We start from the raw sequence: 15,295 nt of genomic DNA, 5'->3' as shown, positions 1-15,295 counted from the left end.
ACGGGAGGCTTATGGAGCTTCCCGTTTGGACCTATAGGTTCGACAAACAACCAATGACGACATGACGGGATGATGACCGACACGCGATCCACTTTGCTCGAAGAGGCTGAACGGCTGATCCGCACTCGCGGCTATGCCGGGTTCAGCTATGCGGACCTGTCGCAAGCAGTAGGCATCACCAAGGCGAGCATCCATCATCACTTTCCGACCAAGGAAACGCTCGTTGAAACCGCCCTGGGCCGTTACCGCGAACGCTATGATCTGGCCTTTCCGGAGATCGAGAAAGCCCATTCCCATGCGGTCGATCGGATCGTGGCCTACGGCCGCCTCTATCTCGCCAGCGTCAACGAGGGCACCGGCTGTCTGTGCGCAGCGCTGGCAGCGGAACGGGACGGCATATCACCGAAGCTGGCCGACGCTGTGACGTTATTCTTCCGCGATCATCTGGACTGGCTGGAACGGATAGTGACCGAAGGGCGGGGAAGCGGGGAAATCAGCGAACGGCTCGACGTGGCCGAAACCGCCCGGCTGATCCTGTCCAGCCTGAGCGGAGCGTTGATGGTCGAACGCTTGCTCGGCGGTGCCAGAGGCTTCGAACAGGTGCTGGCAGCGCTTCGCAAGACACTGGCCGACCGTTGAAACGGATCGAACGCACAATTCCACAAGAAGCGCGCAGGACGGAACAATCCTCATGCACAAAGTAATCAGCGACACCACGTTGCTCGCCCATGCCGGAATCGATCCTGAAGCGCATCATGGCTTCGTCAATCCGGCAGTCTATCGCGGTTCGACAGTCGCCTTTCCCAGCGTCGATGCGATGGCGCAAGGCACGCAACGCTATCGCTATGGCCGTTGGGGCAATCCCACGTCCGACGCGCTGTGCGAAGCGCTCAACACACTGGAAAGCGCCGAAGGCACGGTTTTGTGCCCTTCGGGACTTGCCGCCTGCACTACCGCCATACTCGCGGTTTGCGGCTCAGGCGACCATCTGCTGGTGCCGGATAGCGTCTATGGGCCAGTGCGTCATTTCTGCGATACAGCGGGACGGCGCATGGGTATCGAGACGACCTATTACGATCCTCTCGTCGGAGAGGGCATTGCCGATCTCATCAAGCCCCATACGAAGGCGGTGTTCACCGAATCGCCCGGATCGCACACGTTCGAGATTCAGGATATTCCGGCGATCGCCGCCGCCGCTCATGCCCGGAATGCGCTCGTTCTCATGGACAATAGCTGGGCAACCCCGCTGTTTCTGAAACCCCTCGCGCTCGGCGTCGATATCTCGATCATGGCCGCTACAAAATATATCGTCGGTCATTCCGATGCGATGCTCGGCACAATAGCCTGCGGTCAACGCGCCTGGGACAAGGTGCGCGACATGCATTTTCAGCTTGGTCAGTTCGTAGGGCCAGATGACGTTGCACTTGCGCTGCGGGGCTTGCGCACGCTCGATGTCCGGCTTGCACGCCATCAGGACAATGCCCTTGCCGTGGCGCGCTGGCTCGAAACGCAACCGGACGTCGCCCGCGTCCTTTATCCTGCACTTCCCTCTCATCCGGGTCACGATCTCTGGAGCCGCGATTTCAGAGGCGCAACCGGGTTGCTGTCGTTCGTCACCCGCGCGGCTCCCCCCGAAGCCGTCGCGGCGATGATAGATGGCCTCGATCTGTTTCGCATCGGCTATAGCTGGGGAGGCTTCGAGAGCCTGGTTATGACCATCGACCCGCGCTCTTTACGCTCGGCCACCACATGGGAAGAGCCAGGTCAGCTTGTTCGCCTGCATATCGGGCTGGAAAAGCCGGATGATCTGATTGCTGATCTTTCGCGCGGCTTTGCCCGCCTTAACCGTGCCAAGGAAGGCACTTAAGCGCCCGCATTCCCCGTGGACTTTTCGCTTCCGTGGAAAATCCTGCCCCCGATAAGACAGCCTTAAGCTAGGAATTGTTTTCCCCCCGAAGTTCGGGAGGAATTATCAATGCTTTGCACTTACAGCCCCTTGGGGAGCACCGGCCGATGATCGCACTGGTGCGGGTCGCATTGACGCGGCCGCTGACTTTCATCGTCATGGCCATCCTGATCTTCGGCCTCGGCCTGCTCTCCGTGCTGCGGATGCCCGTCGATATCTTCCCGCGCATCGGCGTCCCGGTCATCGCTGCCGCCTGGACCTATAACGGCCTGTCGCCCGAGGACATGGCCGGGCGCATCGTCAATCCCTTCGAGCGCGTGCTGACCACCACGGTCAACGACATCGACCGGATCGAGAGCCAATCGCTCAACGGCATCGCGGTCGTGCGCGTCTATTTCCAGCCCGGCGCCGATATCCGCACCGCCACGGCACAGGTCACGTCGATCTCCCAAACGATGCTCCGCCAGTTGCCGCCAGGCACGACGCCTCCGGTGATCGTCAACTATGACGCTTCGACCGTTCCCATCGTGCAGGTTGCGCTTGCGGGTGAGGGACTGAGCGAGCAGCAGCTTTATGATCTCGGCGCCAACCAGATCCGCCCGCAACTCGTGACCGTGCCGGGTGTTGCCATGCCTTTCCCCTTCGGCGGCAAACAGCGGCAGATCCAGATCGACGTCAATCCCGAAGCATTGCGCTCCAAAGGGTTGTCCGCCGGCGACGTCGCTGCCGCGATTGCCGCACAGACCCAGATCACGCCCGCGGGTTTCGCCAAGATCGGCGGACTGCAATATAATGTTCGCCTCAACAACGCGCCGGGATCGGTCGAACAGCTCAACAACCTGCCGATCAAGGTCGTCGACGGCGCGACCATCTTCATGCGCGACATTGCCCAGGTGCGTGATGGTGCTCCGCCCCAGACCAACATCGTGCAAGTGGACGGACAGCGTTCGGCGCTGATGACTACGCTCAAGAGCGGTGCGGCCTCCACCCTCACCATCGTCGATACGATCCGAAAGCGCCTCCCGGCGATCACGGAAGGTTTACCCGATAGTCTGAAAGTCGAGCTGATCGGCGACCAATCCGTGCTGGTGAAGGCGGCCGTGTCCGGCGTCGCCTATGAAGGCGTGCTTGCGGCCGTGCTGACCTCGTTGATGATCCTCATGTTCCTCGGCTCATGGCGATCGACGATCATCATCGTCACTACCATTCCATTGGCGATCCTTGGCGCGTTGTTCGCACTCGGCGCGACCGGACAGACCCTCAACATCATGACGCTGGGCGGCCTCGCCCTTGCGATCGGCATCCTCGTGGACGACGCCACCGTCACGATCGAGAATATCAACTGGCATCTTGAGAAGGGAAAGCCGGTGCTCAAGTCGATCATGGACGGCGCCGTCCAGATCGTCACGCCCGCCTTTGTCGCCGTCACCTGCATCTGCATCGTTTTCGTGCCGATGTTCTTCCTGCCCGGCGTCGCAGGCTATCTCTTCGTTCCCATGGCGCTGTCCGTGATCTTCGCCATGATCGCTTCCTTCATCCTCTCGCGCACCCTGATCCCGACGATGGCAATGTATCTGCTGCGCCCTCATCACCACGGGGATGAGGAGAAGCGCGCGGCATCGCCAAACCCTCTGGTGCGTTTCCAGCATCGTTTCTCGACCTGGTTCGACCGGCAGAAGGATCGTTTCGGCGGCTTCCTTTCTCGCATTCTTGGCGTTCGCAAGATTTTCATGCCCGCCTTTCTGGCGGCGATGGTCGCCTCGCTTCTTTTGATCCCGACACTCGGCCGCGACTTCTTCCCCAGCGTCGATGCCGGGCAAATCACCCTGCATGTTCGCGCGCCGGTGGGCACACGGCTCGAAGATAGCGCCTCGATGTTCTCCCAGATTCAAAAGCGGGTGCGCGAGCTGGTGCCTGCGAAGGACATCAAATCGATGGTGGCCAATATCGGCCTTTCGACTGCGCCACTCAATGTCATCTACAATAACTCCGGCACGGTCGGTCCCCATGAGGGCGACATCATGATTACGCTTCAGAGGGGCCACGCACCGACAGAGGATTATGTCGCGGATTTGCGCCGCGAACTCCCCAAGAGCTTCCCCGGCATCGATTTCGCGTTCCTCCCTGCCGATATCACCAGCCAGATCCTGAACTTTGGCTCTCCGGCGCCGATCGATATTCAGGTGAGCGGTCGCAACCTCGTCGCGAACGAAGCCTATGCCAAGAAGCTGTTGCAACGCGTTCGTGCCATCCCCGGTCTGGCCGACGCGCGCATCCAGCAATCGTCCCGCGCGCCGCAAATTAACGTCGATGTCGACCGCGCGCGCATTGCCCAATATGGTCTCACCCAGCGCGACGTCACCAACAACGTCGCCACGGCGCTTGCTGGCACCCAGCAGACCGCGCCTGTTTACTGGCTGAACCCGGAGAATGGCGTCTCCTATCCGGTGGTCGCGCAGGTTCCTGAAATGCGGCTGGACACGCTTGCCTCGCTGGAATCGCTGCCGATCTCATCGGCGACGGGAGGCGAATCGCAAACGCTGGGGGGTCTGGGACGGGTCTCGCGCGATACGACCTATTCCGTGGTCAGCCGCGCCAACATCCAGCCAATGGTCAATCTCTACGCGACTGCACAGGGGCGTGATCTGGGAGCCGTGGTGAATGATGTCCAGCGCGCCATTGCGGGACTGGAGAAGGAAAAGCCCAAGGGCGTTACCGTCACCGTTGCCGGACAATATCAAACGATGAACCAGGCATTCTCGGGCCTCGCATTCGGCCTGATCGGTGCGATCGCGCTCATCTATCTCATTATCGTCGTCAATTTCCAAAGCTGGGTCGATCCGCTGGTCATCATCGGCGCGCTGCCCGCAGCCTTTGCGGGCATTGTCTGGATGCTGTTCCTCACCGGCACGACGATCTCCGTGCCAGCCTTGACCGGCGCGATCATGTGCATGGGGGTCGCAACAGCCAACTCCATCCTTGTCGTCAGCTTCGCGCGGGAACGCCTCGCCGAAACGGGCGATGCGATCCAGGCCGCGCTCGATGCCGCGACCGTCCGCTTCCGGCCTGTCATCATGACCGCGCTCGCCATCATCATCGGCATGGCGCCGATGGCGATCGGAATCGGCGAAGGTGCGGAACAGAATGCGCCGCTTGGCCGGGCCGTCATCGGCGGCCTCATCTTCGCAACGGTCGCGACTCTTGTGTTCGTGCCCGCCCTCTTCAGCTTCGCGCACCGCAAGGGTGCGCCCGCCTCACCTGCACGGGAACTGGAACTCAAGCATGTCTGACCAACCTTCCGGAAAGCGGCGCTGGTATTATGCTGGTGCTGGTGCCTTCCTTGTCCTCGCCCTCGTCGGCGGCGGCCTGATGGCGCGCAGCGCCGCCGAACACGATCAGGCGGCCATAGCGGCAGAAAATGCCATGACCAATGTGAGCATTGTGCAGCCTCAACCTGCCCAGGCCGGGCAAATCGTGCTGCCCGGCTCGCTCGAAGCCTGGAACCGCGCCGAAATCAATGCGCGGGTCAGCGGCTATGTCAGGGCCTGGCGTGCCGATATCGGCGACAGGGTGCGCGCCGGTCAGACGCTCGCTATCCTCGAAGCCCCCGAACTCGACCAGCAGCTTGCCCAGGCGCAGGCCGATTACCAGACCGCCGCGGCCGATCGCGATCTGGCCCGGATCAGCGCTGATCGCTGGGAGGGCCTTTTGGCGAAGGATGCGGTGTCGCGGCAGGAACGCGACGAAAAGCGCGGACAATTTGCCTCGATTGACGCGCGCGCGCGGGCTGCACAGGCCAATGTCGGCCGCCTGAGCGCCATGCGCGGGTTCACGCAGCTCAAGGCGCCCTTCGACGGCGTGGTGACAAATCGGTCAGCGCAGCTCGGCGCGCTGGTAAATGCCGGAAGCGCGGCGAGCGAACCGCTGTTCACGATTGCCGATGTCAGTCGCTTGCGGCTCTATGTTCGCGTTCCGCAGACGGCCATGTATGGTCTTTCCGAAGGTCTCCGCGCGCAATTCTCGCTGCCGGGACAGCCGGGCGAGCAATTCGAAGCGACACTGGTTCGCATGGCTGACGCCGTTGAACCGCGCTCGGGCACGATGCTTGTCGAATTTCTCGTGGACAATCGCGCTCGGCGCCTGCGCCCTGGCACCTATGCCGATGTCCGGATACCCGTATCGGGCGCTGCCGGGGCCTTCGAGCTTCCGGCCAGCACATTGATCCTCGGATCGGATGGCGCGCGGGTTGCTGTTGTCGACGGCAGGGGCCGGGTTTCCTTGCGCACGGTTCAAGTTGGCAGGGACCAGGGCAAGACGATCGAAATCCTGTCCGGCGTTTCCGCAGGCGACCGGATCGTCCTGACGCCGCCCGATTCCCTCGTTCAAGGCGAACAGGTTCGCGTGGTCCGCGCAAACACGCCGAAGGCCAACAATGCGACAAGCTAGTTTCCCGGCTTTCCTTGCCCTCAGCCCTCTCGCCTTCATCCTTGCTGGATGCGCGACGGTCGATCCCCCTGAACTCCCGAAGATGGCGGTCCCGGCGTCATTCCATCACGGCGCAGACTGGACGACCGCGACGCCTGCCGATGCACTCGATCGCGGCGATTGGTGGCACGCTTTTGGCGATCCCGTTCTCGACGGGCTGATGGTAAAGGTGGATACAACGACGCCTACCCTTGCGGCCGCGCTTGCCCGCTACGATCAGGCATTGGCCAACGCGCGCGAGGCGGGAGGACAGCAATATCCAACCCTTAACGCACAGGGCTCGGCTTCGCGCGAGAGATTGTCGGCGGGACGCCCCATAGGCCCCGGCAATCCTGTGACGGCCAATCAGTTTATCGTAGGCGGTTCCCTATCCTACGAACTCGACCTCTGGGGCCGCGTCCGCAATTCCGTGCGTGCGGCGCAAGAGGATGCGGAAGCCGAAGCTGCCAATCTGCGCTCGGCCCGCCTCAGCCTTCAGGCCATGGTCGCGGATCTCTATATCCGGCTGCGCGGTATCGAGGCGGAACAGCAACTGCTCGATCAGACCGTATCGGCCTATGAGCGCGCGCACCAGCTCATCGTTACGCGCCATGATGGTGGCATCGCCTCTGGCGTCGATGTCAGCCGCTCACAGACGCAGCTTTCCAGCGTGGCCGCCCGCGCTGAAGCGCTCAAGGCCGACCATGCGCAAGTCGAACACCAACTTGCCGTCCTGATCGGCGAAATGCCCTCGACATTCTCTGTGCCGCCACAAGAGCGTCTTTCGGCCCTTCCGGCGTTTCCCAGCGGATTACCTGCCGAGCTGCTTCAGCGGCGTCCCGATATCGCAGCGGCCCAGCGCCGTCTTGCCGCCGCCAATGCCCGGATCGGTGTAGCAAGAGCCGCCTTCTTTCCGGATATCACGTTGGGCTTGACCGGCGGCTATCAGGCGACCGGCGCACCGATTATCAGTGCGCCGACCAGCTTTTGGGGGTTGGGACCACTAAGCGCGGTGCTGAACTTGTTTGACGGCGGAAGGCGCAAGGCCCGCTTGGCGCTCAGCAAAGCCCAATATGAGGAACTGGCGGCCAACTACCGGGGCACCGTGCTCGGAGCCTTTCAAGAGACGGAGGATGCCCTGGCGCGGATCGATGCTCTCTATCGCCAGAATATCCGGCAGCAGGAGGCGGCCACCGCTGCAAAGCGGACCGAAGATCTCGCACTCGACAGATATCGCGATGGGGCGGCCGATTATCTCGAAGTCACCACCGCGCAGACGGCATCGCTGGCAGCCCAACAGGACAACATCAGGGTCTCGGTCGATCAGCGCAGGGCCGCGATTGCGCTGGTGCGGGCGATCGGTGGCGGGACTGACACACCCTTGCAAGCCGCCCTCCCTTGACGGTTTGGGACGCGGCTTGCAGGGATTTCACCTCAACCCTTATTGCGCTTGCGGCTGCTGGCCTTGGGAACGCGCCATTGCGACCGCCTCGCGCATGGCGGGCAGGTCGACCGCGCCGGGAATAAGATAGTTCCCGACAAGCATGGCCGGTGTTCCAGACAGGCCCATCATGGCCGCGTAATTGCTCGAACGGCCTAATGTCTGATCGATCTCGGAGCGGTGCTCAGCCAAATCCGTCTGCAATCTGGCCCAATCGACCCCGGCTTGATTGGCGGCCGCACGGATGGACTCCGAACTGAGTCTCCCCTGCGAGCGCATGAGAGCATCGTTGAACGCTGCATGCTTACCTTGATATTTGGAGGCAATCGCCGCGCGCGCCGCTTCCACAGAAGGCGCGCCGAAAATCGGCCAATCCCGATAGACCAGCTTCACCTTGTTGTCCTCGCTGAGCAACTGTTCAAGGACGGGATGCACTTTCCGGCAATAGGGACACTGGTAATCCGTGAAGAACACGATCGTCACGTCGTAACCTTGCGGAGCGACAGTCGGCGCGACCGGATCGTTTTGGATCTCATGCCGGATACGCTCCCCTTCGGCCGATGTCTGCGTATTCGCTGTGCCCGTTGTCGACTGCGCGTGAGCGCCATCATCGCCCGCCCTCACGGCAGCGACGCCGGCGACAAGCGCGATAGCGGCAATCCCACCTATGAGCGGTAATTTTTTCATCTCGGATTCCTTTCAAGATCACGAATTGCGGCCATCAGTGCGGCGCGCGAGATTTCACCGGCATGGATCGTGCGGATCTGTCCACCAGCATCGACAAAAAGGGTTGTAGGGAACGCCTGGGCGGCGACGGCTTCGCCTAATACACCGCTGGGATCGACAGCGATTGACGACCCCGCGAGCTTTTCGCGTTTCAAAAAGGCGGTGATCGCGGCTTGCCCTTCGTGCTGGTTCACCAGCAGGATCGGCACCTTTGAGCCGCTGGCCACATCGATCAGCATCGGCATTTCGCGGCGACAGGGTGGGCACCAGGTCGCCCAGAGATTGAGCGCGAACGGCTTCCCCCGCAAACTGTCGAGCGGCAATGGCTGACCGTCCATATGGGCCAGAACTATGCCTTGAGGCAGCGGACGGGCGGACGGTGCAAGCCAGTGCGTCATGCCCATATGCGCCAGTCCCAGCGCGGCAAGCGACGCAAGCAACCCTCCCGTCGCGCGCTGCCGTCCAAGCAGCAAGGCGACCACGACGGCCGCGGCGACAACGCCCGCCCAGACAGTGAATCCACCCTGCCAGAATGCAAGGACCGTCCAGGGTTCGACCGCAAACGCCGTAAAATTCTCTACGACATAGGCGAGGCGTGCAGCTAGGATGCCCACAATGGCGGCGATCCATGCTGCACGTCCCGCACGGCTTTTCGTGCGCGTGCCGATCCAGGTGCCGAAGCTGAGAAACAGCCACAGCGCTACGACCGCGAACAACCGATCGCTCGCGAGCATCAAGGGGCCAAGCTGAATTACGCCGTCCATCGCTTCCCTGATTGGATGGCAAACTTAAGACAGGCTTAGCGCGCGCCTTAAGTGTGCGGTAAGCTTGCCACCTGATCGGAAGGAACGATGCGAATACTGGTGATCGAGGATGACGATGTGCTGCGCGACGGACTGGTCGCCGGGCTTGGCCTCGATGGATTTGAGGTCGATGCCGTCGCGAGCTGCGCGGACGCGCGCGCTGGAATCGCCAGCGGCGATCATGTTGCAATCGTGCTCGATATCGGTCTGCCCGATGGGTCGGGGCTGGATCTGCTCGCCGAATGGAGAGCGGAGGGCATCACGACGCCAATTCTCCTGCTGACGGCGCGCAACCTCGTTTCGGATCGCATCGACGGACTGGATGGCGGCGCAGATGATTACCTTGGCAAGCCATTCGATCTTGCGGAGCTGTCGGCCCGTCTGCGTGTGCTGCTGCGCCGATCCAACGGACGCGCGCATAACGAGATTGTCCTGGGCACACTGACGATCGATGAAGCGCTCCGCCAGGTCCGGCTAGAAGGGCAGGAAATTCCTCTCTCCCGCCGTGAATATGCAATCCTCCAGGCGCTCGTCGCGCATCCGGGCCATATCCTTTCACGCGCCCAGCTCGAAAATCGCATCTATGGCTGGCAGGAGGAAGTCGAGAGCAACGCGGTCGAAGTCCATATCCATAAGCTCCGCTCCAAGCTCGGCCGTAACTGGATCGAAACGGTGCGCGGCGAGGGCTATCGGATCGCCCGCCCATGAACTCGCTGCGTATTCGCTTGTTCGCGCTGGTCGCGGCCGTCACCATGCTCGTGTGGTCCGGCGCGGCCGCTTGGACATCATTTTCAACGCGAGCCGAAGTGGAAAAGGTGCTGGATAGCCGTCTGGTGGAAGCGGCCCGAATGGTCGCGGCGCTCAATGTTCCCGCCTCAGCTATAGCTCAGAGCGTGCCTCGCACGCCCTACGACCGGCAACTATCCTGCCAGATCTGGTCGCTGCGCGGTGAACTTCTCAGCCACTCAGGCGGCTCACCCGAAACACCGCTCGCCAGCGGTAAGCCCGGCTTTTCCGAACGCGCGATCGGGGACGCGCATTGGCGTGTCTATACCCATGTCGATCCCGAACGCGGCATCCGCGTCATGGTCGGCGACAATCTGATCGTTCGCGACAAGCTGATCTCCAGCATGATTATGGGATTGCTGTTGCCTGCGATCGTCGGGCTGATCGCCCTCGCCATTCTCTTCTGGCTCAGCATCTCGCGCGGCCTGCGTCCGCTGGACAAGCTGGCACAGACAATTGAGGTGCGCTCGCCGGACATGCTTTCCCCTCTCGGAATTACCAATGCGCCAAACGAGCTGGCTCCTGTCGTGAACGCGATGGATGGTCTCTTGTCTCGCCTCGATGCCGCTCGCCGCGCGGAACGGGATTTCGTAGCGAACGCGGCCCATGAACTTCTGACCCCGCTCGCGGGCCTCAAAACCCAGGCCGAAGTGGCACGCCGGGCAAGCGATGGCGCGATGCGCGATCATGCCCTCGAACGCATCACCTTTTCGGTGGATCGAACAAGCCGCCTCGTCCGCCAACTTCTCGACCTCGCGCGGGAGGAAGGGCGCGTGCGCAGCGATCCCCCTCCCCGCGCCAAACTTGGCATCGTGCTTGATGAAATTGCCCAAACCTATGAGCCGCTTGCACGCACGAACGGCGTAACGCTCCACATCGAGACGACTTGCCGCAATCTTCTGGTCGCGATCGAGCCGGAAGTGTTGGTGCTCGCTATCGGCAATCTGGTTGAGAATGCGATCCTTCATGGCGCATCCGGGGGAAGCGTGCGGATTTCATGCGCGAAGGATCGTGAACTGGAGTTGCGCGTCGCCGATGCTGGCCCCGGCATTGCGCCAAAAGACAGGGATCGGCTCCGGCGGCGTTTCGAGCGTGGTGACGGCACCGATGCTCCGGGCAGCGGGCTTGGGCTTTCGATAGTCGAAGCAGCAATCGCCTCGGTTGGCGGCCGTTTGGTCCTCCGTTGTGCGGAACCCTCTGGTCTTGTTGCCACAATTTGTATCGAGCCTGCACATATAACGCAAAGCGATTAGGTTAGTATCGCTGAGAGTTCTGACCATCAGCGCTTGCTCCGGATAGCAAGTAAGCTTCGCTTAAGGTTCGCGCGGAACTACAGCCGTCATGCAAATTCGCTTGTCTTCTCCGAACAGCCCGATCGGTCAGATGGCACGCTCCGATTTGCGTTGTGATTGAACTGCGCCAACTCCGCTATCTGATCGCGGCGGCCGAGGCTGGCAGCTTCAGCCGGGCAGCGCGCAATCTCAACATCAAGCAAGCGACGCTCAGCCGACATATCCTCAATGTCGAGAAACGGCTGGGCATGACGCTGTTCGACCGCAAGACGCGCGGCGCGACGCTTACCCGCGACGGAGAGACCTATCTGCGGACAGCCCAGCGGATCGTGACCGATTGGGAGGAGCTGAACGATTGGGTCCGCACGAGCCGCGAAGGGGGAGCCGGCAGGCTGGCCTTCGGCTTTTATACCTCATTCTCGGCCGGCAATTTGCGGGCAACCCTGAGCGAGTTTGGAGAGCGGTTTCCCGACGTGAAATTGCGGGGCTTCGAGCGTAACCGCAATGTGCTGCTCGCCGGACTGGAAAGCGGGCTGCTCGACATCGCGATCATGATTGGCGAAACCCAATATCCAGGGCTTGTAACCCGGCCCTTCTGGAGCGAGCGCATTCTGGTCGCGATGCCCGAAAGCCACCCGCTCGCAACCCGCGAACGCATTTACTGGCCCGATCTGACCGGGGAGCGGTTCCTGCTGACCGAGCGAGATCCCGGCCTCGAGACGCGCAACATGCTCCTGGGTAAGCTCGGGACGCCCGGTTACATGCCGGAGATCGACGTCGAGGATGTCAGACGCGACACAGTGTTGAGCGTCATCGCCCTTGGCAACCATATTTCCATCGTCGCTGAATCCGCGCTCGGCATTCAAGTCGAGGGAGTCATTTTCCGCGAAGTCCACGAAACCAACGGCCATGCCCGCATCGGCTTCTCGGGCTATTGGCGCGAGGATAATGAAAATCCGGTCCTGCGCCGATTTCTGGATTTCGTGGCGATCCGCTATTCTCAGCCAGCTATTTCGAGGCCGCCGTTATCATCGCCACAACCGGGAAAGGAGCCGTCATGATGCAAGGCAGGACAATCATCATCGTGCTGGTCGCGCTGGTCGTCGGGTTCGGGACGGGCTTTGTCGTGCGCCCGATCGTTGCGCCCGCCGAGCAAGCCGTCGTGGTCGCGAGCCCACCGCCAGCTATCGCCGCCCCGGCCGATCCGCGCGGCATACAGTATTTCGCGGCGCATCTCGATGAAGCGCGACAGGTCAGGGCGCAATGCGCGGAAGGCTCGGTGCGCGGGGATGAATGCGCCAATGCCGAACAGGCCGTGATCGAAGCGGAGGGCAAGGATCGGTTCCGCCGCTTCATGGGGAACTGAAACGCTCAATTCCCTTGCGCACGATGCCGGCGAAAGGCCCGGTCGGTTTCCATAAACCGGGCAAGCATCGGCGCGATCAGCTTTTCGGGCGGGACTGGCGCTCCTCCGGTTTCGGCCGCAAGCGCCGCGGCATAGGCTTGCAAGTCGCGATGGACGGGCGCGGACAGCTCTACGGACAGCTTGACGGGGCGATCGTCGGCCAGTGGTCCCAGCTTCAATTTCGTCATCGCCTACCTCCGATCGGTTCCAATACAAGGTCGCGCGTAATCACTACCCGCAGCGGATGGCCCGGCCGGATGGTGATCGTCGGCTGGACGTTCAATTGTCGTCGGACGATCTGCTGGCCGGTCTGGTTGATGGTGTCCTGCGAGCCTCGCCGCAACGCGCGGGTAAGATCGTCCTCGCTGTCCGCGCCCAGCTCGGCCCCGACGCCAAGCAAGGTCGAAATGGCGGCGGCGCGCAGCAGATTGCCCCAATGCTGGTTCACGCCGTCTTGCAGTCCCGCAAATCCGGCCGGATCAGTGCCGGGCTGGCGCTCAAGGACGATCGAGCGGCCGTCCGGCAATATCAGCCGATCCCATGCGAGCAGCACGCGATTCTGGCCTGCGGCGATTTCGCTGTCATATTCGCCGATCAGCCGCGCGCCCTGCGGGATGAGCAGGATTCGCCCGGTGGGGCTGTCATAGACATTGGCCGTCACCTGGGCGGTGATCTGGCCGGGAAGGTCAGAGCGGATGCCGGTAATGAGCGCGGCCGGGATGATGCTGCCGGCCTGCACGATATTGGGGGATGCCGGCGCGATAAGCCGCTCGGCGCTCACCGTGCGCAGGCTCGCGCCCTGCTCCATGAAGGCGCGCTTGGCGGCCTGATCGCTCTGCGGAGCCTGGTCCGGTTGCGGCGCAGCGGCATCGGCCGCGGCGATGCCCGGCAGCGCGGGAAGCGAAGGCATAGGCGCCGGCCTCCCGCCGCCTCCCCCGAGGAACACGCCGCTCATGCGCGCGGACTCGCGTTCCTGCTGCGCACGCTGCCGGGCGGCTTCCTCGGCCTGTGCGCGCGGGTCCGGCTGCGCGCCGATCGGCGGCACCGGCACATCCTCGCCGCGTTGCTGCGCCGAGACGATCGGGCCGCCGAGGTCGCCCGGAAGCGGCGGACCAAGGCGCGGCGCCTGGCTATAGTCGCTCGGTCCCGATGTGATGGTATCGGCGGTGGCGCGGCTCTCAGTGCTGTAAAGCTCCCTATCCTGCTTCTCGCCGGGCGGCTTCAACGCATAGATGAGCGAACCGCCAATGCCGAGCCCGGCGACGATGCCGAGAGCAGCCAGTGTTTTGCGCGAGAGACGCATGACGCGGGGGGGATCGCCCCGAAGCTGAAAGGCGCCCGGATCGGATCGCGCACGCTGCGGTGCTGCGGGTTCGGTTGCGGGTGTATCGACAGGATCGGTCACGGCCGGCGCTCCCGCCCATCATCGCGCACGATCCGCACGCGCTGCTCGCGGCGGTCTCCCAGACGCAGTTCGGCGGCGGCAAACAGACGGTCCACCACCATATAGCGGCCCTGCACCCTGTAGTTGACCAGCTCGGCATCGCCCGCCGCTCCCGTCACGAACAGGGGCGGCATCTCGCCCTGCGAGATCTGGTGAGGAAACTCGATGAAGACCTGCCTGCCATCGTCGAACGCGCGGGCCGGACGCCAGGGCGTGCGGTCGCCCTCGACCCGATAACGGAAGTTGAGCGCGGAGAGGTCGAGACCGGCAGCGACCGGCGCGGCGTTCGCGGCGGCGGCGTTGCGTCCCTGCAAGGCTATCAGGGCATCATGCGGGTAGGTCCACGATACCGACGCCATGTAGGTCGAGGGCGTCGCGCGCAATTCCAGATGATAGGTGCGCCGGTCGGTGTTGATGACAAGGTTGGTGGCGATGTCGGGCCGCGTCGGCTTCACGAGGATATGCACGCGCGCCGCGGGGCCGGCGCCGCTCACCGTATCGCCGATGATCCACCTGACCGTATCGCCGGCCGCGACCGGACCCGCGCCCACAAGCTGCTCGCCTTCCTGTAGCGCGATGTCCGTCACCTGGCCCGGCGCTGTATAGACCTGATAAAGCGCGCCTTCGGTCCACGGATATTGCTGGATGGCGTTCACATAGCCGTCGCGCGTCGGCTGGACACGGGCGGCGGCATTGGCGGCGCCTACACGGCGGCGCGGATCGGCGGGCTCTGGCGGTGAAGCGCTACCCCCGACCGGCTTCAATTGGCCGGGAAGCGGCAGCGGTTCGGGAATCGTCACCACCTCGACGGCGCGCGGCGGTTCGGGGGCGGGTGTCGCGGCGATCCCGGCGGGCGGATCGTCATAGGTGATAGCGGGCGGCTTTGCCGATGTGGTGGCGCATCCGGCGAGCGCGGTTGCGGAGACAAGCAGGACCGCCGAAGCGGAGCGACGGAAAGGCGTCATTGTGACAGCTCCTATGATGATTGTCCAGCAGCAAGTGATGGTTCACTGCGGCTGAAGGTTGTG

The 15,295-nt window shown here is 62.9% G+C and carries 14 protein-coding genes; 9 read left to right on the top strand and 5 right to left on the bottom strand.

From position 1 onward, the window contains the following. Positions 1-72: 72 nt before the first annotated feature. The 5 genes from AX724_RS13470 to AX724_RS13450 all read left to right on the top strand — a co-directional run bounded on the left by AX724_RS13470 (position 73) and on the right by AX724_RS13450 (position 7,772). Entirely contained in the window at positions 73-639 is a 567-nt protein-coding gene (locus AX724_RS13470) for a TetR/AcrR family transcriptional regulator (RefSeq protein WP_197421581.1), read from the top strand. A gap of 52 nt (positions 640-691) precedes the next feature. Beyond that, positions 692-1,867, top strand: coding sequence for a cystathionine beta-lyase (gene metC / locus AX724_RS13465; protein WP_066767349.1), 1,176 nt, complete (start codon positions 692-694; stop codon positions 1,865-1,867). A gap of 146 nt (positions 1,868-2,013) precedes the next feature. Next, on the top strand, positions 2,014-5,196 hold the full coding sequence (locus tag AX724_RS13460) for an efflux RND transporter permease subunit (protein ID WP_066767345.1): 3,183 nt from the start codon (positions 2,014-2,016) through the stop codon (positions 5,194-5,196). Next, entirely contained in the window at positions 5,189-6,352 is a 1,164-nt protein-coding gene (locus AX724_RS13455) for an efflux RND transporter periplasmic adaptor subunit (protein WP_066767342.1), read from the top strand. Before AX724_RS13460 ends, AX724_RS13455 begins: the two co-directional genes overlap by 8 nt. Beyond that, a complete protein-coding gene (locus AX724_RS13450) occupies positions 6,339-7,772 on the top strand; it encodes an efflux transporter outer membrane subunit (protein ID WP_066767340.1) in 1,434 nt (477 codons plus the stop codon). Before AX724_RS13455 ends, AX724_RS13450 begins: the two co-directional genes overlap by 14 nt. A 39-nt stretch (positions 7,773-7,811) precedes the next feature. Here the strand turns inward: AX724_RS13450 and AX724_RS13445 are convergent, their stop codons facing one another. Beyond that, positions 7,812-8,498, bottom strand: coding sequence for a DsbA family protein (locus AX724_RS13445; RefSeq protein ID WP_066767338.1), 687 nt, complete (start codon positions 8,496-8,498; stop codon positions 7,812-7,814). Beyond that, positions 8,495-9,271, bottom strand: a complete 777-nt coding sequence (locus AX724_RS13440; protein ID WP_231736683.1) for a TlpA disulfide reductase family protein — start codon at positions 9,269-9,271, stop codon at positions 8,495-8,497. The genes AX724_RS13445 and AX724_RS13440 overlap by 4 nt, the downstream gene beginning before the upstream one ends. Positions 9,272-9,388: 117 nt before the next feature. On the opposite strand from AX724_RS13440, the gene AX724_RS13435 reads away from it, so the two are divergent. From AX724_RS13435 to AX724_RS13420, 4 genes are all read left to right on the top strand, one after another. Then, positions 9,389-10,048, top strand: a complete 660-nt coding sequence (locus AX724_RS13435; protein WP_066767335.1) for a winged helix-turn-helix domain-containing protein — start codon at positions 9,389-9,391, stop codon at positions 10,046-10,048. Next, positions 10,045-11,379, top strand: coding sequence for an ATP-binding protein (locus tag AX724_RS13430; RefSeq protein WP_066767333.1), 1,335 nt, complete (start codon positions 10,045-10,047; stop codon positions 11,377-11,379). The genes AX724_RS13435 and AX724_RS13430 overlap by 4 nt, the downstream gene beginning before the upstream one ends. Positions 11,380-11,531: 152 nt before the next feature. Continuing rightward, complete coding sequence (locus AX724_RS13425) at positions 11,532-12,479, top strand: LysR family transcriptional regulator (protein WP_066767330.1); 948 nt, start codon at positions 11,532-11,534, stop codon at positions 12,477-12,479. Beyond that, positions 12,476-12,784, top strand: coding sequence for a hypothetical protein (locus tag AX724_RS13420; RefSeq protein WP_066767328.1), 309 nt, complete (start codon positions 12,476-12,478; stop codon positions 12,782-12,784). Before AX724_RS13425 ends, AX724_RS13420 begins: the two co-directional genes overlap by 4 nt. A gap of 5 nt (positions 12,785-12,789) precedes the next feature. Here AX724_RS13420 and AX724_RS13415 read toward each other — a convergent pair whose 3' ends face one another. Genes AX724_RS13415 through trbG form a run of 3 tightly spaced genes read right to left on the bottom strand, consistent with a single transcriptional unit; the run spans position 12,790 to position 15,232 of the window. Beyond that, positions 12,790-13,011 (bottom strand): DUF2274 domain-containing protein, encoded by a 222-nt coding sequence (locus AX724_RS13415; protein WP_066767326.1) that lies wholly within the window; start codon positions 13,009-13,011, stop codon positions 12,790-12,792. Continuing rightward, a complete protein-coding gene (locus AX724_RS13410; protein WP_066767323.1) occupies positions 13,008-14,228 on the bottom strand; it encodes a TrbI/VirB10 family protein in 1,221 nt (406 codons plus the stop codon). The genes AX724_RS13415 and AX724_RS13410 overlap by 4 nt, the downstream gene beginning before the upstream one ends. Continuing rightward, positions 14,225-15,232 (bottom strand): P-type conjugative transfer protein TrbG, encoded by a 1,008-nt coding sequence (gene trbG, locus AX724_RS13405; RefSeq protein ID WP_066767320.1) that lies wholly within the window; start codon positions 15,230-15,232, stop codon positions 14,225-14,227. Before trbG ends, AX724_RS13410 begins: the two co-directional genes overlap by 4 nt. Between the last annotated feature and the right edge of the window lie 63 nt (positions 15,233-15,295).

Origin of the sequence: Sphingobium sp. CCH11-B1 (genome assembly GCF_001556865.1) — a bacterium.
Classification (GTDB): Bacteria; Pseudomonadota; Alphaproteobacteria; order Sphingomonadales; family Sphingomonadaceae; genus Sphingobium.
This window is presented reverse-complemented; position numbering and strand designations above follow the sequence as displayed.

Coding starts and splice junctions, on each gene's coding strand:
- AX724_RS13450 (WP_066767340.1), top strand. CDS start 6,339: ATGCGACAAGCTAGTTTCCCGGCTTTCCTTGCCCTCAGCCCTCTCGCC.
- AX724_RS13455 (WP_066767342.1), top strand. CDS start 5,189: ATGTCTGACCAACCTTCCGGAAAGCGGCGCTGGTATTATGCTGGTGCT.
- AX724_RS13445 (WP_066767338.1), bottom strand. CDS start 8,498: ATGAAAAAATTACCGCTCATAGGTGGGATTGCCGCTATCGCGCTTGTC.
- metC (WP_066767349.1), top strand. CDS start 692: ATGCACAAAGTAATCAGCGACACCACGTTGCTCGCCCATGCCGGAATC.
- AX724_RS13415 (WP_066767326.1), bottom strand. CDS start 13,011: ATGACGAAATTGAAGCTGGGACCACTGGCCGACGATCGCCCCGTCAAG.
- AX724_RS13435 (WP_066767335.1), top strand. CDS start 9,389: ATGCGAATACTGGTGATCGAGGATGACGATGTGCTGCGCGACGGACTG.
- AX724_RS13440 (WP_231736683.1), bottom strand. CDS start 9,271: ATGCTCGCGAGCGATCGGTTGTTCGCGGTCGTAGCGCTGTGGCTGTTT.
- AX724_RS13470 (WP_197421581.1), top strand. CDS start 73: ATGACCGACACGCGATCCACTTTGCTCGAAGAGGCTGAACGGCTGATC.
- trbG (WP_066767320.1), bottom strand. CDS start 15,232: ATGACGCCTTTCCGTCGCTCCGCTTCGGCGGTCCTGCTTGTCTCCGCA.
- AX724_RS13460 (WP_066767345.1), top strand. CDS start 2,014: ATGATCGCACTGGTGCGGGTCGCATTGACGCGGCCGCTGACTTTCATC.
- AX724_RS13420 (WP_066767328.1), top strand. CDS start 12,476: ATGATGCAAGGCAGGACAATCATCATCGTGCTGGTCGCGCTGGTCGTC.
- AX724_RS13430 (WP_066767333.1), top strand. CDS start 10,045: ATGAACTCGCTGCGTATTCGCTTGTTCGCGCTGGTCGCGGCCGTCACC.